Genomic DNA, 19,106 nt, shown 5'->3' with positions numbered 1-19,106 from the left:
CGCAGAACCCCCCGCCGCCCGGTCCTTCCCGCAGGTCACCCGTTGAACAGCTGCGTCGCCTCCCGGACCAGTTCGTAGACCCCGTACGCGAAGGGTGCGCCCACCCAGAGCCAGGCGAGTGCGATCAGCAGGCGGCGGTCAGGCGGACTGCCGGCGTTCGGCATCGGCGGCCTCCTTCGGAGCGGAAAGGTGGTGGCGGACGTGGACGGGCCGGATCAGTTCGTTGGCGGCGAAGCCGACGACGAGCAGCCCGATCATGATGCCGAAGGAGAGTGTGTACAGGGCCGGGCCGTGCTTGCCGGCGTCCTTCTGGCGGTCGGCGATCCAGTTGACGATCAGCGGCCCGAGCACCCCCGCCGTGGACCAGGCGGTGAGCAGACGGCCATGGATCGCGCCGACCTCGTAGGTACCGAAGAGGTCCTTCAGATACGCCGGGACGGTGGCGAAGCCGCCGCCGTAGAAGGAGAGGACCACCAGCGCGCACAGGACGAAGAGCGGCTTGGAGGAGTCGCCGAACACCGCGATGAGCAGGTACATCAGCGCGCCGGGGCCGAGGTAGAGGCGGTAGATGTTCTTGCGCCCGATCAGGTCGGAGGTGGACGACCAGCCTATGCGTCCGGCCATGTTGGCGGCGGACAGCAGGGCGACGAACCCCGCGGCAGCGGCCGCCGACACCGGGGCCCGTTGCGCTCGACGAGCGTGCCGCCGAACGCGGCCGACAGCCCGAGCATCACGATGGCCAGCTGGAAGGGCAGTGCGCTCTGGGTGCCGTCGAGGTGCAGAGCGGATACGAGGGGCGGTTTGAACACACTCCAGGCGTAGGCCCGGCCGATGGAGAGATGGATGGAGAGGGCGGCGGGCGGGACGAGCCAGCGGCTCCAGCCCACGGGTGCGAGAGGGGGGCTGCCTCGAACCGGACGGAGCCGAGGGCTTCGGGCCCGGCGCGGCCCGGCCGGACGAGGCACCGAAGGTCGACAACGGGCTGTGCGTGCGCGACTACGGCAAGTGCATCCTGTGCCGGGGCGGCGGGTACCTGGGAGAAGGCGCGGCAGACGGAGACGACCACGGTGTGCGCGTACTGCGGAGTGGGCTGCAGCCTCACGCTCCACGTGCAGGACAATGAGATCGTGAAGGTCACCTCTCCGCACGCCAACCCGGTGACCCACGGCAATCTCCGCATCAAGGGCCGTTTCGGCTGCCAGCACGTACAGAACCGGGGCTGATCACGACATGGGACGAGTCACGGAACGACGCAAGGTCCTCCGGATCCGGGACGGCGCGGTCTCCAGCCGGCCGGACACGCTCGTCGCCGAGGAACCGCTGGAGATCCGGCTGAACGGGAAGCCGCTCGCGATCACGATGCGCACACCGGGCGACGACTTCGCGCTGGCCGCGGGGTTCCTGGTGAGCGAGGGGGTCCTGGCGTCGGCGGACGATCTGCAGAACATCGTCTACTGCGCGGGGGCGACCGCGGACGGCTCGAACACGTACAACGTGGTCGACGTGCGGACCTCGCCGGGCGTCAGGCTGCCCGACTTCACCCTGGAGCGGAACGTCTACACCTCCTCCTCGTGCGGGCTGTGCGGCAAGGCCAGCCTGGACGCCGTCCGCACGACGGCTCGCTGGCCGATCGCCGACACTCCCCCGGTCCGGGTCACCCCCGCGCTGCTGGCGAGCCTCCCCGACCGGCTGCGGGCCGCCCAGCGGGTGTTCGACCGGACCGGGGGCCTGCACGCGGCCGCCCTGTTCACCGAGGCCGGGGAGCTGCTGGACATACGGGAGGACGTGGGCCGCCACAACGCGGTGGACAAGCTGGTCGGGCGGGCGCTGCAGAACGGGGAGCTGCCGCTCGCACGGGCTGTCCTGCTGGTCTCGGGCCGGGCTTCGTTCGAGCTGGCGCAGAAGGCCGTGATGGCGGGGATCCCGGTGCTGGCGGCCGTGTCGGCGCCGTCGTCGCTGGCGGTGGACCTGGCCGTCGAGACCGGTCTGACCCTGGTGGGTTTCCTGCGGGGCAGCTCGATGAACGTGTACGCGGGCGAGGACCGCGTCGCCCTGCCGGCCGCGGCCGCCCAGGGCTGACGGGTCAGCCGCGGCCCGGCGGCGGGGCCCCGAGCGGCGGGGAGCACCGGAGCACCCCCGCGCCGCGGAGCCCCGCCTCAGCCGCGTCCGGCGTCCGGGTCCGCCGCCCGCTCCTCGCCCACCGCCGCCGCGACCTCGGCGAAGGCGGCGATCAGAGGTGCGTGCCGGCCGGCCGCCCGGGCCAGCAGCACCTGGTCGGGTTCGGCGTCGGTGACCGGTACGTAGCTGATGCCCGGGCGGGAGTACTGCTCAGCGACCGAGCGCGGGACGAGCGTGATGCCGGTGCCCGCGGCGACGCATTCGAACTTCTCCTCGATGGTGCGGATCGGCAGGTCGCCCGGCCGGGGGTCGGCGTAGTGGAGCCAGGTCTCGCCGTCGAGGTCGGCGAGCGAGAGCTCCTGCTTCCCGGCGAGGCGGTGGCCGTCCGGGAGCATGGCCACGCGGGGTTCGCCGTACAGGGGCAGCAGGTCCAGCCCGTCCCCCTGGACCGGCCGTCGTACGTAGGCGACGTCGACGGTGCCGTCCAGGATCAGCCGCTCCTGGTCGTCCCACTCCACTCTGTGGGCGCTGGCGTCCACGTCCGGGTGGGCGGCCCGGAAGGCGCGCAGGGCGTGGGTGACGACGACGCCGGCGCGGAATCCGACGACGAGCCGCCGGGGCCCGCGCGCGGCCCGCAGGACGCGGCGCCGTGTCCCGTCGGCGAGGACGAGCAACTGCCGTCCGTTGTCCAGGAGTTGCCGCCCGGCGTCGGTCAACGTCACGCCGTGACTGTCGCGTACGAACAGCTCGGCACCCAAGTCCTTCTCCAGTGCCCGGATCTGGCGGCTGAGCACGGGCTGGGCGATGTGCAGCTGCTCGGCGGCGCGGCCGAAGTGCAGCAGCTCCGCGACGGCGACGAAGTAGCGGACCTTCCGCAGGTCCAGGTCCATGGCCGCCCCTTCCGTCGTCCCGGTGGCGATGCCTTCAGGGTATCGCCGGGCGCGGAAGAGGTCTTGGACGGCCGCACCCCCGGGGCCGCAGGCTGGAAAGCGTCCGAACGAGGTGGAACACCGGCTTGAAGAGGGGCTTCCCATGGTTTTGCAGGGTCAGCGTGTCGTCGTCATCGGGGGTACGTCGGGCATCGGGCTCGCGGTCGCCGAGGGCGCGGCACGGGAGGGCGCCGAGGTGGTGGTCGCCTCGCGCCGGCAGCAGAGCGTGGACGCGGCGCTGAAGCGGCTGCCGGCGGGCGCCGGGGGCCGGGTGCTCGACGTGAACGACGAGGGCGCGGTGCGGGGCTTCTTCGAGAGCATCGGCGGTTTCGACCATCTGGTGTACACGGCCGGTGAGTCGTTGCTGCTCCGGAGCCTGGCCGAGACGGATCTCGGGCAGGCCCGGCGGTTCCTGGAGACCCGGCTGTGGGGTGCGTACACGGCGGTGAAGTACGGCGCCGGCTCGATACGCGAGGGCGGCTCCGTGGTGCTGACCACCGGGACGGCGGGGCGGCGCCCGCTGCCGGGAATGACCGCCGCGGCGGCGCTGTGCGGCGCGATGGAGTCCCTGACCCGGGCACTCGCCCTGGAGCTGGCGCCGGTACGGGTCAATGTGGTCTCGCCCGGCATGGTGCGCACCGAGTTGTGGCGCGAGCTGCCCGAGGCGGAGCGGGACGGGCTGTTCCGGTCGTCCGCCGAGTCGCTGCCGGTGGGGCGGGTCGGCGAGCCGGCGGATGTAGCGGAGGCGTACCTGTACCTGATGCGTGGGGGTTACAGCACGGGTTCGGTGGTGGTCGTGGACGGAGGCGGGACCCTCGTGTGAGGGTCAGCCGGTCGGGAGGTGCACCCGGGCCGCGGTGACGACCGTGCCCAGCCGCGGGAAGTCGAGCCGGACGGATGCCTCGTGCTCGGCGGCGGTGAGCGCGGCCATGGCGTCCTCGACGAAGACGAGGTCGTAGCCGAGGTCGGCGGCGGCTCGGGCGGTGGACTCGACACCGAGGTTGGTGGCGATGCCGCCGAACACCAGGGTGCGGATGCCGTGTTCTCGCAGCACCCGGTCGAGGTCCGTGCCCTGGAAACCGCCGATGGTGCGCTTGACCACCTCCAGGTCGCCGTCCCTGGCGAGGCCTGCCACCAGAGCGCTGCCGGGAGGCTGCTCGGCGACCGAGGGGCGTTCGACCCGGATCAGGACGACGAGGGCGCCGGCCGCGCGGAAGGCGGCCGCCAGCTCCTGCGAGGCGGCCAGCACATCGGTGCCTTTGCGGGGTTCGAGGGGCAGCGCGACGATGCGGTCCATCAGGTCGACGAGGACGAGCGCGGTGCGGCGCGGATCAAGCACGGGTGCTGCGGTCATGACGGAACGTTAGCCGCCGTCAGCCGTCCGTGCCGGAAATCCGGATCAACAGGCCCATGAACTGATCGCGTTCGGACGTCGACAGCGGGGCGAGCAGCTCGTCGTTCGCCCGGCGGGCGGCTTCCTCGCAACGGGCGAGCAGACGGTCGCCGCCGTCGGTGAGGGAGACGGCGTTCTTGCGCCGGTCCTTCGGGTCGGGGGCACGGACGACGAGGCCGGCGGACTGCAGGTCGTTGAGGACGCCGACCAGGTCCTTGGGGTCCAGGCCCACGCTGCGGCCGAGGTCGGCCTGGGCGACGGGGGCGAGGTCGCGGACGGCGGAGAGGACCACGTGGTGCCACATCTTCATGCCCTCGGCCGCGAGCGCCTCGGCGACCAGGGCCCGGCCGCGGGCGGCGGCCCGGCCGAGGTGCCAGCTGGGCAGGGCGCGGATCGCGGGCAGGGGTGCTTCGGCCATGCGGCCAGCCTACCCAAGAATCATTGGACCTCCCCATGAATTCTGTGTACCGTTGGGACTCCCAACGAGTTCATGGGTGTTCCCAACGACCTGCCGGTGTGCCCGGCGTCTGGAGGTTGCGCATGCGGCGCGTCCGCTACGAATCCACCGGCGGCCCCCTGTTCCTGGAGGAGGCTCCGGTCCCCGAGCCCGGCCCCGGCGAGCTGCTGGTGCGCTGCGAGGCGGTCGGCGTCACCCTGCCCGTCGTCCGCAAGGTCACCGAGGCCGCCGAGCCGATCGCGCTGGGCGGGGAGATCGCCGGCGAGGTGGTGGCGACCGGCGAGGGCGTGACGCGCTTCCGTGCCGGCGACCGGGTCACCGGGCTGTGCTTCGGCCACGGGTACGCCGACTTCGCCGTGCTACTGGAGGCCATGGCCACCCCCGTGCCCGACGAGGCCACCGCCGTCGACGCGGTCGCCCTCGTGCGCGGCGGGCTGGTCGCATTCGGCGCCCTGGAGGCGGCTCGCCCCCAGCCGGGCGAATCGGTACTGATCACGGCCGCGGCGAGCGGGGCCGGGCATCTCGCGGTGCAGCTGGCGCGGGCACGGGGCGCGAGCCGGGTGGTGGGCGCCGTCTCCGATCCGGCCAAGGCGGACTTCGTCCGCTCGCTCGGCGCGGACGACTGTGTCCGGTACGGCGACGACAGCTGGGGAGAGCCCGCCGACATCGTCCTGGACGCGGTCGGCGGTGAACTGCTCGCTCCCGCCGTCGCCGCGCTCGCCCCGCACGGCCGGCTGGTCGCCTACAGCTCCGGCGGCGGCACGATCCAGGCGTACGACCTGCTGGTGGGCGCGAAGTCCGTGATCGGCTTCCAGATGCGGCTGATCGCCACCGGCAGGCCGGACCTGTACGAGCAGTGGCGCCGGGAGCTGTGGCGGATGTTCACCGACGGCACCCTGAAGCCCGCCGTCCACGGCGAGTTCTCCCTCGACGACGCCGACAAGGCGCACGAGGCGATCGGGACACGGGCCAACCTCGGCAAGGTCGTCCTGCGCCCGTAGCCCGTGCCGCCCCTTGTTCCGCTCCACTGCTGCACGCTTCTTGTGGGGCTCTCGGGCCCCAACTACCTTCGATGGGGCGGACGTTGGACGTGGGACGTCCGGATGTCCGGACGTCCGTGCGCCGAAAGGCAGGTCGCTCCATGCCGTCAGGTCTTCACGCCCGTCTCAGATCCGCTCTGGTCACCGCCCTCACGGCAGCGGCGCTGCTCGTGCTCGCGCTGGCCGCCCCGCACCCCGCACACGCCCAGCCGGCCTCCGGTGCGCCGGACTTCGAGCAGCAGGTCCTCTTCAAGGCGTCCCAGGACCCGGGCTACGCCTGCTTCCGCATCCCCGCGATCGTGCGGACGACCGACGGCACCCTGCTGGCGTTCGCCGAGGGCAGGGTCCTCAACTGCGGGGACGCCGCCGACATCGACATCGTGGTCAAGCGCTCCACCGACGGCGGGCGCACCTGGGGCCCGCTGCAGGTGGTCAACCAAGGGGCGGGCGACACCCACGGCAACCCCGCCCCGATCGTGGACCGCGACACCGGCCGCATCTGGATCGCCGAGACCTACAACACGGGCCGTACGGACAGCGCCAGCTGCTCCATTCCCTGTGACCGCACCCCGCACCTGCAGTACAGCGACGACGACGGGCTGACCTGGTCCGCGCCGCGCGATCTGAGCCCCGAGATCCTGCCCGCCGACTGGAACTCCTGGTACGCGACCGGCCCCGTGCACGGCATCCAGCTCACCCGGGGCCGCTACGCCGGCCGGCTGGTCTTCGGCGTCAACACCGAGACGTGGGACGGCAGCCGCGTCAGCGCCAACCACGCCGCGCTGATCGTCAGCGACGACCACGGCGGCCACTGGCGCATCGGCGCCAGTGACACCTGGCCGATCGCTGCCGACGGCACCTTCCGGCAGAAGCCCTCCGAGCTCACCCTGGCCGAACGCACGGACGGCTCGATCCTGGTCAGCGGCCGGGAGCAGGACGGCACCGACCTCGGCCACCGCACCCAGACCGTCAGCCGGGACGGCGGAACCAGCTTCACCGCGCCCTTCCAGGACCTGCCGGACCTCTACGCCCCGATGGTGCAGGGCTCGATGCTGCGCGTGGGCGACCGCATCCTCCTCGCCTGCCCCGCCGACCCCGACCGGCGCCGCACGATGATGATCCGCTCCTCCTACGACGGCGGCCGCACCTGGGACAGCGTGGACCGCGGCACGGTCGTCACCACGGACTGGTCCGGCTACTCCGACCTGGTGCGCGCCGACCACGACACGGTGGGGCTGCTGTACGAGGGCGGGGCGGTCGACGCACGCGACGAGATCCGCTTCGCCCGCTTCACCGAGGACTGGCTGGCACCGCGCCGCGGTCCCGACCCGCGCACCGCCGACTTCGCCCCGCTAGCCCGCCCGGCCGCGGTGCTCGGCGACCCCGAGGAGACGGACGGGGTCAGCGGCGGCGCGCTGGAGTTCGACGGCACCGACGACGCCGTGCGGCTGCCGTACCGCCCGGAGCTGCCCCTCGGCAGCAAGGACTTCACCGCGTCGCTGTGGTTCCGGTACTCGGCCACCACCGGGGAACAGCCGCTGCTGTGGATGGGCGGCGTCGGCACCAGTCAGCCGCAGGTGTGGCTGCGCGGCGAGCCGGCGAACAACCGGTTGCAGGCACTGATCACCGTGCGCAACGGCGCGTCCGCTCCGCAGACCGCGTTCGTGCGCACATCCGCCGCGTACAACGACGGCCAGTGGCACCACGCGGTCGTGCGCCGGGGCGGCGGCAGGCTGTCGCTGTCCGTCGACGGTACGGAGTCGGGCGTCGCCGACGTGCCGGGCTCGGTCAGCCGCAACGACCCCTTCGGCGTGCACATCGGCCAGCGGATGGACAGCAGGGCCTTCTTCACCGGCGCGATCGACGAGGTGCACGTCTGGGACCGCGCGCTGACCGACCAGGAGCTGGCCGACCCCAAGGTGCTGCGGTCACCGAAGGACACGGTCCTGTGGCTGCCCCTGGACCGGGTGAGCGGCTGACGGCCGCACGGGCTCCTGCGGATCGCGGGCCCGCCGCTTGGCGATGACCGCGCACACCATCAGCTGCATCTGGTGGAAGAGCATCAGCGGCAGCACGGCCAGGGAGGCGTGGGCGCCGAACAGCACGCTCGCCATGGGCAGGCCGGAGGCGAGGGACTTCTTCGACCCGGCGAACTGGATGGCGATCCGGTCCTCCCGGCCGAAGCCGAGCGCCCTGCCCCCGTACCAGGTCAGGGCCAGCATCACGGCGAGCAGCACGGCCTCGACGGCGAGCAGGCCGCCGAGACGCACGGGGCTCACCTGGTGCCAGATGCCCTGGGTCATGCCCTCGCTGAACGCGGTGTAGACGACCAGCAGGATGGAGCCGCGGTCGACGAGGCCGAGGACCTTCTTGTGCCGGGCGACGAAGGCGCCGATCCACGGCCGCAGCACCTGCCCGGCGAGGAACGGCACGAGCAGCTGGAGCACGATCTTGACCAGCGAGTCGGCGGAGAACCCGCCGCCGGAGCTGCCGAGCAGCGCCGCCGCCAGCAGCGGCGTGATGACAATGCCGACCAGGGAGGAGAACGAGCCGGCGCAGATCGCGGCAGGCACGTTTCCCCGGGCGATCGAGGTGAAGGCGATCGACGACTGGATCGTGGACGGCACCAGGGTGAGGAACAGCAGGCCCTGGTAGAGCGGGTGGGTCAGCAGCACCGGGACCAGGCCGCGGGCGGCGATGCCCAGCACCGGGAAGACGAGGAAGGTGCAGGCCAGCACGGTGACGTGCAGACGCCAGTGCTTGAGGCCGTCGAGCGCCTCACGGGTGGAGAGCCGGGCCCCGTAGAGGAAGAAGAGAAAGGCGATCGCCGCCGTGGACGCGCCCGAGGCCACGTCGGCGCCGGTGCCGTGGGCCGGGAGGAGCGCGGCGAGGCCCACGGTGCCGAGCAGCAGCACGATGTACGGGTCGATCGGCATCCAGCTCGGCCAGCGCAGGCGTTTCACGGTGCTCCACTTGCTCGTGGGTGGGTGGCTCTTCAGGTGTTGCACGGGTCCGCAGGACCCCCCTCCATCGTCCTCTCGCCCGGGCCGATCGGGAATCCCGCACACCACTCTGACTGTCATCGCGTTCCGCGATGACCGGGCGTACGCTGGCGCCGTGTACGACCCCACGCATCTGCGCACGTTCCTGGCGGTGGCCCAGACGCTGAGCTTCACCCAGGCGGCCCGGCGCCTCGGGCTGCGCCAGTCCACAGTCAGCCAGCATGTTCGGCGGCTGGAGGACGCCACCGGCCGCCAGCTGTTCTCCCGGGACACCCACTCCGTGGAGCTGACCGAGGACGGCGAGGCGATGCTGGGCTTCGCCCGCCGGCTGCTGGAGGTGCAGGAGCAGGCCGCGGCGTTCTTCACCGGGACCCGGGTGCGGGGCCGGCTGCGCTTCGGCGCCTCGGAGGACTTCGTCCTCACCCGCCTGCCGGAGATCCTGGAGGGCTTCCGCTACGACCACCCGGAGGTCGACCTGGAGCTGACGGTGGAGCTGTCGGGCACCCTGCATGCGCAGCTGGCCGCCGGCAAGCTCGACCTGGTGCTGGCCAAGCGGCGCCCCGAGGACCCGAGCGGGGAGCTGGTGTGGCGGGACGACCTGGTGTGGATCGGCTCCGAGCAGCTGCGCCTGGACCCGGACCGGCCCATCCCGCTGATCGTCTATCCCCCGCCCGGCATCACCCGGGCCCGCGCCCTTCAGGCCCTGGAGGCCCAGGGGCGTGCCTGGCGCATCGTCTGCACCAGCGGCAGCCTCAACGGTCTGATCGCCGCCGCCCGCGCCGGGCTCGGCGTCATGGCCCACTCGCGCCGGCTGATCCCGCCGGCCCTGCTCCGGCTGCCGGACCGGGCGGGCCTGCCGGAGCTCGGCAAGGTCGACTTCGTCCTGGTGCACGGCAGCCGGCGGGGCGCCGCGGAGAGCGCGGCCGACGCGCTGGCGGCGGCGATCCTCGCGGGCGGGGAGCGGCTGCACCGGGGTCCGCACGGCGCACGCTGATACGGGCGCAGAGCGGCGGCCCGGGGCGCAGAGCGGCGGTCGGGAGCGCACAGCGGCGGTCCGGGGGCGCAGGGGGGCGGTGGGGGGTGCGGGGCGGCGGCCCGGGGTGCTCGTGCGGTCCGCGCGGCCCGTGGCGACCGCGGCCTCCGGGGCGGTGCGGCAGGGGGCTGCGGCGGCGCCCAGGCGCAGGTGACGGGCGCCCTGGTGGGGGCGGTCCGGGGACGCCCGGGGCCGCCCTCTCCCGTGTGCGGACAGGACCGTGGGCGGTAATCGGGTCGTACAGATTCGGTGGAGATTACGGCGCCGAAACTTACTGACCCGTCAGTATTGTGTCCGGCCCTTCCCCATGTGCGGGCATTTTCCGGTCGCCGACCGGGCAGAAGGCGCGGTTTGCCAGGTTCCCACGCCCCTCCCGTCCGGCGAATGTGTGAGGTAGCTTTCACGGCGCCGAGCGGAGCATCGTGGGCGTTATCGAGGATTGAGGAGACGGGGAGCGAGGTTTGCGCGAGTTCACCAACCCTCCGTTGGCGTCGGCGCCGCCGGTCGGCGGCCTGGCCGATGCCGTCTTCGACCATGCCCAGACGGACCCCCTGCACGTCGCCCTCGGCCGCAAGGACGAGGCGGGTGAGTGGCGGGACGTGACCTCCGCCGAGTTCCGCGACGAGGTTCTCGCGCTCGCCAAGGGGCTCCTCGCCCAGGGCGTCCGCTTCGGCGACCGGGTCGCGATCATGTCCCGCACCCGCTACGAGTGGACCCTCTTCGACTTCGCGCTGTGGACGGTCGGCGCCCAGGTGGTCCCGATCTACCCGACGTCGTCGGCCGAGCAGTGCTTCTGGATGCTCTACGACGCCGAGGTGTCGGCGGCGATCGTGGAGCACGAGGACCACGCGATGACCATCGCCACCGTCATCGACCGGCTCCCGCAGCTGCGCCGACTGTGGCAGCTGGACGCGGGCTGTGTGCAGGAACTGTACGACGCGGGCGCGCACCTGGACGACGAGATGGTGCACCGGCACCGGCAGGCGGTCACCCCGGACTCGATCGCCACGATCATCTACACTTCGGGCACCACGGGCCGCCCCAAGGGCTGCGTCCTGTCCCACGCGAACTTCATGTTCGAGGCGGACACGATGATCCAGCGGTGGGAGCCGGTGTTCCACACGAAGAAGGACGACGCCGCGTCCACGCTGCTGTTCCTGCCGCTGGCGCACGTCTTCGGACGGATGGTGGAGGTCGCGGCGATCCGCGGCCGGGTCCGCTTCGGGCACCAGCCGCAGCTGCACGCGGCCGCGCTGCTGCCGGACCTGGCCGCGTTCCGGCCGACGTTCATCCTCGCCGTGCCGTACATCTTCGAGAAGGTCTTCAACGCGGCGCGGCGCAAGGCGGAGAAGGACGGGAAGGCGGGACCGTTCGAGAAGGCGGTCGAGATCGCCGTGAAGTACGCCGACGCCGTCGAGGCCAAGGCCTGGGGCATCGGGCCGGGCCCGTCGGCGGGCCTGAGGATGCAGCACCAGCTCTTCGACAAGCTCGTGTACGCCAAGGTGCGCGCGGCGATGGGCGGCCGGATCCGCAACGCGATGTCCGGCGGCTCGGCGATGGACCGCCGGCTGGGTCTGTTCTTCGCCGGCGCGGGCGTGCAGATCTACGAGGGCTACGGCCTGACCGAGTCGACGGCGGCGGCGACCGCGAACCCGCCCGAGCGCACCCGCTACGGCTCGGTCGGCCAGGCCATCCCGGGCGTCACCGTGCACATCGCGGACGACGGGGAGATCTGGCTGCACGGCGGGAACGTCTTCCAGGGATATCTCAACAACCCGAAGGCCACCGACCAGACCCTGCACGACGGCTGGCTCGGCACCGGTGACCTCGGCTCGCTCGACGAGGACGGCTATCTGACCATCACCGGCCGCAAGAAGGAGATCCTGGTGACCTCCGGCGGCAAGAGCGTCTCCCCCGGTGTCCTGGAGGAGCGGGTCCGTGACCATCCGCTGGTCAACCAGTGCATCGTCGTCGGCAACGACCGCCCCTACATCGCGGCCCTGATCACCCTCGACCAGGAGGCCGTCGAGCACTGGCTGCAGATGCGCGGCAAGCCCCCGCTGACCCCCGCGCAGCTGGTGCGCGACCCGGACCTGGAGACGGAGGTGCGGCGGGCGGTCGTCGCCGCCAACACCCTCGTCTCCCAGGCCGAGTCGATCCGCACCTTCCGCATCCTGGCGCAGCCGTTCACCGAGGAGCACGGCCTGCTGACACCGTCGCTGAAGCTGAAGCGGAAGGCGATCGAGAAGGCGTACGACACCGAGGTCCAGGCCCTCTACCAGGCCTGACGCCTCGTCAGCTGATCGTCACCTTGAAGATCTTGTCGGATCCGTCCGCCGCTCCTCCGTTGTTGTCGCAGTTGGTGGTGGACAGCCACAGCTGGTCGGCGCCGGGCACCTTGGTGACGGTGCGCAGCCGGCCGTAGGAACCGACGTAGTACGCGGTCGGCGTGCCGACCTTCTCGGTGTCCCCGCTGATCGGGATGCGCCACAGCCGTTCGCCGCGCAGGGACGCCATGTAGACCACGTTCCGGACGATGGCGATGCCGCTGGGCGAGGCCTCGGAGACGTTCCAGGTGGCCTTGGGGTTGGTCATCCCGGAGACGTCGCAGTTGCCCTCGCAGGTCGGCCAGCCGTAGTTGGCTCCCGGCTTGATGAGGTTCAGCTCGTCCTTGGAGCTGTTGCCGAACTCGGCCTCCCACAGCCGCCCGTTGCGGTCGAAGGCGAGGCCCTGCGGGTTGCGGTGGCCCAGGGAGTAGACGTAGGTGCCGAAGGGGTTGCCGGGGGCCGGCTTGCCGTCGGTCGTCATGCGCAGGATCTTGCCGTTCAGGGAGTTCTTGTCCTGCGCGAGGTCGGGCGTCTGGGCCTCGCCGGTGGCGACGTACAGATAGCCGTCGGGGCCGAAGGCGAGGCGGCCGCCGTTGTGGTAGCGGTTCTTCTTGATGCCCTGGAGCAGGACCTTGTAGTCGCCGAGCCGGGTTCCGTCGTAGGTCATGCGCACGACGCGGTTGCCCTCCGCGGCCGTGTGCATGAAGTAGACGTAGTGGTTCGTGTCCCACTTCGGGTCGACGGCGACGCCGAGCAGTCCGCCCTCGCCGTTGGTGGTGACCGCGTTGGGAACGGTTCCCACCTGGGTCTTGGTGCCGTTCTTGCTCAGTTTCCAGACCCGGAAGTCGTCCCGCTCGGTGACCAGGGCCGACTGGCCGTCGGGCATCCAGTAGGTGCCCCAGGGGATGGTCCAGCCGGTGGAGAGCGTGGCGATGGAGGACGGGACCCCGCCGTCGGTGGCGCAGGCCTTGGTCGTGAAGGTGACCGTGTTGCTCGGCTGCGAGACGTTGCCCGCCGCGTCCCGTGCGACGACGTTCAGGGAGTAGGGGCTGTTGCAGGCGAGCCCGGTGAGGGTGGTCGTCGTGCCGCTGGTGACGGTCTTGTACACGGTCGTGTCGTTGCGGACGTCGTAGGCGACGACCGCGTGGTCGTCCGTGGACGCGCCCCAGCCGAGGTCGGCCGAGTTCGCGGTGACGCCGGACGCGGACAGGGTGCCGGGCCTGGTCGGCGGGACGCCGTCCGAAGCGGGCCGGGTGGTGCAGTCGACGACCGGGCTGGCGGCGGAGGTGTTCCCGGCCGCGTCGCGGGCGATGACGGTGAGGTCGTAGGTGGTGTTCGGGGTGAGACCGGTGAGGGTCTTGGAGGTGGCGCTCCCCGCGGCCTCCCCGATCTTGTTGCCGTGCTCGTAGAGGTCGTACGCCGCAACGCCGACGTTGTCCGTGGAGGCGCCCCAGGAGAGGGTGAGGGCGTCCTCGCCGATGCCGGAGCAGCCCGGCTGCCCGGGGCGGGTCGGGGCCTGGGTGTCGGTGGCGGAGCCGATGCCGATGCGGTCGAGGTTGGGGCCGCCGTTGCCGGTGGTGGCCGTGGCACGGATCCTGTCGGTGCCCCCGGTCAGCGGGACGGTGACGGTCCTGGTCGCCCAGCTGTTCCAGTCGGCCGTGGCCGGGAAGGAGACCGCGGACGACACGACGGTGCCGTTGACGGAGATGTCCATCGGCCGGTCGGTGGCGGTCCCGTTGGCGTACCGCAGGGTGAGCGAAGCGGTGCCGGCCGGGGCCCCGCTCACGGTGAACTCCACGTAGGAGCCCTTGACGTTGGTGTAGTCGACGAAGCCGGTGCCCGTGTAGCCGGTGTGGTCGGTGGCCACCGTGCCCTGGCCGATCGACGCGTCCTCGGCCTGGTAGTCGGCGGCCGCGAGGGCGGTGCCCTGGCTCAGCCCGGCGAGGGGCAGGGCGAGGGCGACGGCCAGGCCGCAGGGCAGAACTCTTCTGACATTCATGGGTGTTCCCCTCAGCCCGTGCACCGGGCGAAGATCCTGAGGTGGTCGTACGGCTGCTGCGTCACGCCGCCGGCGGAGTCGCCGGGGCCGGGCGGACTGCGCCGGCCGGGGACGCGTGGGGGGGGCGACGCCGAAGCCCGGCGAGGCCGCCGCCGTCCCCGGCGGGCCGGCCGGCTGCACCCGGATCAGCCGGGTCTCGCCGGGGCGCAGGGTCGCGCTGTAGGAGTGCGCGATCACCCCCTTGTGGGAGCCGGACCACAGGTCGGTGACGTCGCCCGAACCGGTGAAGCCGACCCGCGACCAGTCGACGCTCACCGTGGCCGTGCCGGAGGTGCCCGTGTTGAACAGCGCGACGACGTACCGGCCGTCGCTCTCCTTCTTGCTCCACACCTGCCGCACACCGCTGTTCACGATCCGCCGGGCGGCGACTGCGTCCTGGTCGACGCCGATCAGCCGGTCGTTGGTGAGCATGGCTCTGTCGACGGCATCGAGGCGGGTGAGGTCGGTGCCGAGGAGCAGCGGTGCGGCGGCCATCGCCCACAGGGTGAGATGGGAGCGGCGCTGGTCGGCGGTGAGGCCCGCCCGGTCGCCGTTGCCGAGTTCCAGGGAGTCCAGGTCGTTCCAGCCACCGGGTCCGGCGTACGGCTGCCAGGCGGCGGCCGAGGTGAAGCGGGCCGAGACATGGGACCAGTCGGTGAGGGGGTAGCCGCTGCCGCTCGGGCCGGGCCCGCAGTAGCACTCCACGTCCCCTTGTGTGCGCCAGCTGTTGGCGAGCCGGCGCCAGGTGGCGGCGTTCGCGATCGGAAGGTTGTTGGACAGGGCGAAGGTGATGGGCCGTCCGCTCGCCCGCAGGGCCTTGTCCCAGGCCTGGACGTCGGGGATGTCCTGGCTGCCCACGCCGTCGATCTTCAGGTAGTCGACTCCCCAGGAGGCGAACTGCTTCGCCCAGGAGTCCACGAACTCCTGCGCGCCCGGTGCGGCGTAGTCGATCGCGTACATGTTCTTGCAGTTGTAGTTCTTCTCGGTCTTCGAGGTGTCCGCGATGTCCTTCGCGTGGTACGGCGTTCCCTCGATCGGCGTGTTCCTGGTGACGGCGTTCCTGGCGATGCCGGGCGTGACGTAGAAGCCGAACTTCAGGCCCTTGGCGTGGACGTGGTCGGCGACCGCCTTGATGCCGCCGGGGAACTTGCCGGTGTCGACGGCCCAGCGGCCGTAGGTGTCCACCTCGAACCCGTCGGCGTCGCACTTCTGCCAGAAGTCGTCCAGGTTGACCTGGACGAAGCCGTGGTCCTTGAGGCCGGAGGCCGCCAGTGCGTCGGCCTGGGCCTCGATCTTCGCCTCGGTGGGCCACCGGCGGACGAAGCTCCAGCTGGACCAGCCCATGGCGGGCCGTGCGGACTGGCCGTTGTCGGAGGCTGCGGCCGACTGTGCGGTGGTGCCCGCAAGCGGCACCGCGGCCGCCACGAGCAGGCCGGCGACCGCCGCGGTGAGCGATCCGGTGCGGGTCATGCGTGTCCCCCGTTCGCGGGTGTCGCATAGGAGGTGCCGATCCAGGCCTCGTCGATCCGCAGCCGCTTGTAGCGGACGGTGTCACTGGCCGCGGCCCAGGTGGAGTCGATCTCGATGCGGACGTAGCGGGCGGTGGCGGCGCTCAGGTCGATGCCCTGGATGCCGCGGCGGCTGGGCAGTCGGCCGGTCCTGACCGCGCTGCCCCAGGTGGAGCCGTCGTCGCTCAGGAACACCTTGTAGTCCTTGATGCGCGCGGACTGCTCGGTGCCGGAGCGGGCGTAGGCGACCGAGTCCTCGCGCTGGTTGAGCCCGATGTACTGCACCTTCTTCGCCGAGCCCAGGTCGAAGGTGAGGGAGACGGGCAGGGTCCTGTCGCTGTCCCAGTAGGTGAGGTGGTCGCCGTCACCGGCCGCCGCGCCCGTGTGTCCGACCGCCGAGGCGCTCGCCGTGACCCCGACGCCGGTGAGGATGCCCTGACGGCCGGCCGTGGTGACCTTGAAGACGGTGTCGTACGGGTCCCAGTCGCCGAGGCCGCTCAGGGTGAGCACCCCACCGGACTGCGACCAGGAAACAGCCCTGCCCGTACGCAGGTTGGTGACGGAGGCGATGCGGTATCCGTTGTCACGGATGCGCAGGGTGCCGGTGCCGGGCGGGGTCAGGACGTGGATGTACTGCCGGTCCGGGTCGTCCTTGGCGACGGTGGTCACGCCGTGCGCGCCGTCGTTCCAGAAGCCGGGCTTGAGGCCGCCGTACAGGTAGCCGCCGCCCTCGGTGCCTTGCAGGGACTCCCGGATGGGGTCGAGATAGGAGTCGGCGAAGGTGTTGAAGGACGCCTGGTTCGCCGGGAAGCGGCCGTCGACCTGGGCGGTCTCCGCCATCAGGGCCTTCACGGAGGAGCCCGCGCTGGTGATCAGGCGACCGAGGGTGAGCCTCTTGTCGACGGCCGGGTCGGAGCCGTCGTACCACCAGGCGCCGGTCGAGGGCAGCTTGAAGTCGGCCTCGGTCAGGCGGGGTTGGGCCGTGTAGATCGCCTGCGGGTAGTCGTAGGCGGGCGTCATCCCCGTCTTCTGCTCATTGCTGATCATGTCCATGATCGGCGTGTCCTCGTTGTTGTTGCTGAGGGTGTACGCCGGGCGCTTCTGGTAGATCTGCGCGTAGAGGTGGTGGCTCTCCCAGTACGCGTTGTCGTTGTCGATCCAGAAGCCGCCGAGGTCGGGGTAGCGGTCCATGACCTCGAAGAAGTTGTCGTAGCTGAACTGCCCGAAGCCGTCGCGGGTGGTCAGGTCGACGTTCTTGCCCTTGTAGGCGGAGTAGGCGGCCGAGTCGAGCCACTCGTGGCCGCCCTCGTCGTGCCACTGGGGGTCGTCCGTCATGTAGAGGATGACCTTCATGCCCTTGGCCTTCGCCGCCCCGATCAGCTCGCCGAGGAAGTCGCGCCGGGTGGAACAGGATCCGGGGATCTTCGAGGGCCAGGGGCGGGCGTAGCCGAGACGGCTGTGGAAGGTGGCGAGGACCAGGTACTGCGTGTGCAGTTTCCGGGCCTCGTTCACCCAGTAGTCCGGCGTCCAGCCACCGCCGGTGACGTCCTTCTCCCAGGCGGTGCAGCTGGTGTGGGCCGGCGCGGTGCGCAGGCCCCAGTGCAGGAAGAGGCCGCCGACGGAGTTGCGCAGGAAGTCCTGGCGCGGGTTCTCCAGGTCGAGCGGCTTCGCCGCCGTGCCGCAGTCCTGGCCGCCCGAGACGCGCAGGGCGCCGCCCGACGTGTTGTGACTGTCCGCCAGACAGGCACCGGTGGTGTTCTGAAGGCCCACGTCGAAGGGCGAGTTGCCGCCCTTCTGAGCCGTGAAGCGGGTGAGGCGCAGGCCGCTCGCGGCGTTGGCGACGACGGCCGGCCGGCCGTCGTCGGCCGTGAACCGCACCGAGCTGTCGGTGAACCGGACGTTGTCCGCGTCGTGCAGGTACCAGCCGTACGCCGGCCGGGTGCCGATGCTCTTCGGGTTGTAGTCCTTCGGGTCGTTGGCCGGCACCCCGGTGGACATGGTGCCGTTGCCGCCGGGGACCGTGATGTCGACGTGGTCGAAGGTCACGCCGTTGATGCGATGGCCGCTCTCGCCCCACAGGGTCGGGCTGAAGGAGGGGGTGCTGCCGGTCGCCGTGATGTCGTCGTACGTGATGCCGCTGATCGAGCCGGTTCCGGGACCGTTGCCGCATCGCCTGCGTGTGCCGATCTTCTGCATGACCGGCGAGTGGACGCCGGTCATGGTGATGTCGCGGTAGTGGACGTCGGAGATCTTCGCGCCGTCCATGGACACCATGCCGAGGCCGGACTTGCCGGCGCCGTCGATGCGGATGTTCTCGAACCGGTAGTCCGAGAAGTCGCCGCAGGTCTCGGAGCCGAACATCAGGGCGTTGCAGCACTTGGCGCCGAGGGTCGAATCGCTCACCCGCACATGGCCGTTGGGCAGCTTGGCGCCGAGGGCGTAGTCGCTCTTGAAGACCAGGGCGTCGTCGTTGGCGTGGATGGTGGCGTTGGTGATCGTCGCGTCGGTCGTCGAGATGACGTTCCAGCCGTCGCGGTCGCTCGCGGTGTCGATGGTCAGATGGTCCGAGACGACGTTCCTGCAGCCGTTGACCAGGGCCGCGAAGTGGCCGCCGCGGCGCAGGGTGAGACCGTCGCCGATCCTCAGTCCGTCGCACCGGGTGAGCGAGATGATCTTGTCGGCCTCGCCGGGCCCGGGGTTGCCCGTGATCAGATCACCCATACCGTCGATGACGCCCTGGCCGACGAAGCCGATGTCGGTCAGCCTGTCGCCGTAGATCATCGCGTCGTGGAAGTGGCTGTGCCCGTAGTCCTGGTAGGCGTCGTACGGGTTGGGCTCCGCCTTGTCGTAGGTGTCGGCGCCTGAGCCCTGAAGGGTGGCGCCCCGGTCGAGCCGGAGCGTCACATGGCTCTTCATGTGGAGGGTGTTCTTGGACCTGTAGGTGCCGGCGGGGAAGCGGACGGTACCGCCGCCGGCCGCGTTCGCCGCGGTGACGGCTCTGTCGATGGCGGGGGTGTCGTTGGCGGAGCCGTCGCCCCTGGCGCCGTAGTCGCGGACGTCGAAGACGGCGGCCGGGGCGGGGTGCCCGGGCTGCTGGGCGGCGAGGGCCGAGGGGTGGGTGAGACCGAGGACGACGGCGAGGACGCACAGGACGATCGCCGTCGCGCCTCTCCTGTGGGGGCTGGGAGGTCGCACAGGGCGGTTCCTCGGACGAGTTGGCGGCCGGGGAGGCCGGTGAGCAGCACAGGGGTGTCGCCCCAC

At 71.5% G+C, this 19,106-nt stretch carries 13 protein-coding genes and 2 pseudogenes; 7 read left to right on the top strand and 8 right to left on the bottom strand.

Features of this window, described 5'->3' with window-relative positions:
* Nucleotides 1–35: 35 nt before the first annotated feature.
* Nucleotides 36–164 (bottom strand): hypothetical protein, encoded by a 129-nt coding sequence (locus ACFZCP_RS16680; RefSeq protein WP_391427744.1) that lies wholly within the window; start codon nt 162–164, stop codon nt 36–38.
* A pseudogene (locus tag ACFZCP_RS16675) lies at nt 139–845 on the bottom strand (MFS transporter). The gene ACFZCP_RS16680 and the pseudogene ACFZCP_RS16675 overlap by 26 nt, the downstream one beginning before the upstream one ends.
* An 86-nt stretch (nt 846–931) precedes the next feature.
* Here ACFZCP_RS16675 and ACFZCP_RS16670 point away from each other — a divergent pair.
* Both ACFZCP_RS16670 and fdhD read left to right on the top strand, forming a co-directional pair.
* Nucleotides 932–1,223, top strand: a pseudogene (locus tag ACFZCP_RS16670) (Fe-S-binding domain-containing protein); the annotation flags it as partial.
* Between the two features lie 7 nt (nt 1,224–1,230).
* Nucleotides 1,231–2,079, top strand: coding sequence for a formate dehydrogenase accessory sulfurtransferase FdhD (gene fdhD, locus ACFZCP_RS16665; protein ID WP_362682782.1), 849 nt, complete (start codon nt 1,231–1,233; stop codon nt 2,077–2,079).
* A 77-nt stretch (nt 2,080–2,156) separates the two neighbouring features.
* On the opposite strand, the gene ACFZCP_RS16660 is transcribed toward fdhD, so the two are convergent.
* Nucleotides 2,157–3,008, bottom strand: coding sequence for a LysR substrate-binding domain-containing protein (locus ACFZCP_RS16660; protein ID WP_391427742.1), 852 nt, complete (start codon nt 3,006–3,008; stop codon nt 2,157–2,159).
* A gap of 142 nt (nt 3,009–3,150) precedes the next feature.
* Between ACFZCP_RS16660 and ACFZCP_RS16655 the strand changes: the two genes are divergently transcribed.
* Nucleotides 3,151–3,870 carry an SDR family oxidoreductase gene (locus ACFZCP_RS16655; RefSeq protein WP_391427741.1) on the top strand — a complete coding sequence of 240 codons (720 nt, stop codon included), beginning with the start codon at nt 3,151–3,153 and terminating at the stop codon, nt 3,868–3,870.
* 3 nt (nt 3,871–3,873) lie between these two features.
* Here ACFZCP_RS16655 and ACFZCP_RS16650 read toward each other — a convergent pair whose 3' ends face one another.
* The gene (locus ACFZCP_RS16650) at nt 3,874–4,401 is read right to left on the bottom strand and encodes an isochorismatase family protein (RefSeq protein ID WP_362682791.1); all 528 of its coding nucleotides are present in this window, start codon (nt 4,399–4,401) and stop codon (nt 3,874–3,876) included.
* 19 nt (nt 4,402–4,420) lie between these two features.
* Nucleotides 4,421–4,858 (bottom strand): MarR family transcriptional regulator, encoded by a 438-nt coding sequence (locus ACFZCP_RS16645; RefSeq protein WP_391427740.1) that lies wholly within the window; start codon nt 4,856–4,858, stop codon nt 4,421–4,423.
* A gap of 122 nt (nt 4,859–4,980) precedes the next feature.
* On the opposite strand from ACFZCP_RS16645, the gene ACFZCP_RS16640 reads away from it, so the two are divergent.
* Both ACFZCP_RS16640 and ACFZCP_RS16635 read left to right on the top strand, forming a co-directional pair.
* Nucleotides 4,981–5,898 carry a zinc-binding dehydrogenase gene (locus ACFZCP_RS16640; RefSeq protein WP_391427739.1) on the top strand — a complete coding sequence of 306 codons (918 nt, stop codon included), beginning with the start codon at nt 4,981–4,983 and terminating at the stop codon, nt 5,896–5,898.
* 140 nt (nt 5,899–6,038) lie between these two features.
* A complete protein-coding gene (locus tag ACFZCP_RS16635) occupies nt 6,039–7,916 on the top strand; it encodes an exo-alpha-sialidase (protein WP_391427738.1) in 1,878 nt (625 codons plus the stop codon).
* On the opposite strand, the gene ACFZCP_RS16630 is transcribed toward ACFZCP_RS16635, so the two are convergent.
* Nucleotides 7,866–8,900: a bile acid:sodium symporter gene (locus ACFZCP_RS16630; RefSeq protein WP_391427737.1), complete on the bottom strand. Its 1,035-nt coding sequence runs from the start codon at nt 8,898–8,900 to the stop codon at nt 7,866–7,868. The two genes, ACFZCP_RS16635 and ACFZCP_RS16630, sit on opposite strands and share 51 nt — an antisense overlap.
* 154 nt (nt 8,901–9,054) lie before the next feature.
* Between ACFZCP_RS16630 and ACFZCP_RS16625 the strand changes: the two genes are divergently transcribed.
* On the top strand, nt 9,055–9,933 hold the full coding sequence (locus tag ACFZCP_RS16625) for a LysR substrate-binding domain-containing protein (RefSeq protein WP_391427735.1): 879 nt from the start codon (nt 9,055–9,057) through the stop codon (nt 9,931–9,933).
* 500 nt (nt 9,934–10,433) lie between these two features.
* Nucleotides 10,434–12,260: an AMP-binding protein gene (locus tag ACFZCP_RS16620; RefSeq protein WP_391427734.1), complete on the top strand. Its 1,827-nt coding sequence runs from the start codon at nt 10,434–10,436 to the stop codon at nt 12,258–12,260.
* 7 nt (nt 12,261–12,267) lie between these two features.
* On the opposite strand, the gene ACFZCP_RS16615 is transcribed toward ACFZCP_RS16620, so the two are convergent.
* Together ACFZCP_RS16615 and ACFZCP_RS16610 are read right to left on the bottom strand one after the other, a co-directional pair.
* The gene (locus tag ACFZCP_RS16615; RefSeq protein ID WP_391427733.1) at nt 12,268–15,807 is read right to left on the bottom strand and encodes a PQQ-dependent sugar dehydrogenase; all 3,540 of its coding nucleotides are present in this window, start codon (nt 15,805–15,807) and stop codon (nt 12,268–12,270) included.
* Nucleotides 15,804–19,040 carry a glycosyl hydrolase family 28 protein gene (locus ACFZCP_RS16610; RefSeq protein WP_391427732.1) on the bottom strand — a complete coding sequence of 1,079 codons (3,237 nt, stop codon included), beginning with the start codon at nt 19,038–19,040 and terminating at the stop codon, nt 15,804–15,806. The genes ACFZCP_RS16615 and ACFZCP_RS16610 overlap by 4 nt, the downstream gene beginning before the upstream one ends.
* Nucleotides 19,041–19,106: the final 66 nt, after the last annotated feature.

Source organism: Streptomyces sp. NPDC007971 (assembly GCF_042958635.1).
Lineage (GTDB): Bacteria > Actinomycetota > Actinomycetes > Streptomycetales > Streptomycetaceae > Streptomyces.
The sequence above is the reverse complement of the archived record's forward strand: the minus strand, read 5'-3'. Positions and strand labels throughout refer to the sequence as shown.

Coding starts and splice junctions, on each gene's coding strand:
- ACFZCP_RS16680 (WP_391427744.1), bottom strand. CDS start 164: ATGCCGAACGCCGGCAGTCCGCCTGACCGCCGCCTGCTGATCGCACTC.
- fdhD (WP_362682782.1), top strand. CDS start 1,231: ATGGGACGAGTCACGGAACGACGCAAGGTCCTCCGGATCCGGGACGGC.
- ACFZCP_RS16660 (WP_391427742.1), bottom strand. CDS start 3,008: ATGGACCTGGACCTGCGGAAGGTCCGCTACTTCGTCGCCGTCGCGGAG.
- ACFZCP_RS16655 (WP_391427741.1), top strand. CDS start 3,151: ATGGTTTTGCAGGGTCAGCGTGTCGTCGTCATCGGGGGTACGTCGGGC.
- ACFZCP_RS16650 (WP_362682791.1), bottom strand. CDS start 4,401: ATGACCGCAGCACCCGTGCTTGATCCGCGCCGCACCGCGCTCGTCCTC.
- ACFZCP_RS16645 (WP_391427740.1), bottom strand. CDS start 4,858: ATGGCCGAAGCACCCCTGCCCGCGATCCGCGCCCTGCCCAGCTGGCAC.
- ACFZCP_RS16640 (WP_391427739.1), top strand. CDS start 4,981: ATGCGGCGCGTCCGCTACGAATCCACCGGCGGCCCCCTGTTCCTGGAG.
- ACFZCP_RS16635 (WP_391427738.1), top strand. CDS start 6,039: ATGCCGTCAGGTCTTCACGCCCGTCTCAGATCCGCTCTGGTCACCGCC.
- ACFZCP_RS16615 (WP_391427733.1), bottom strand. CDS start 15,807: ATGACCCGCACCGGATCGCTCACCGCGGCGGTCGCCGGCCTGCTCGTG.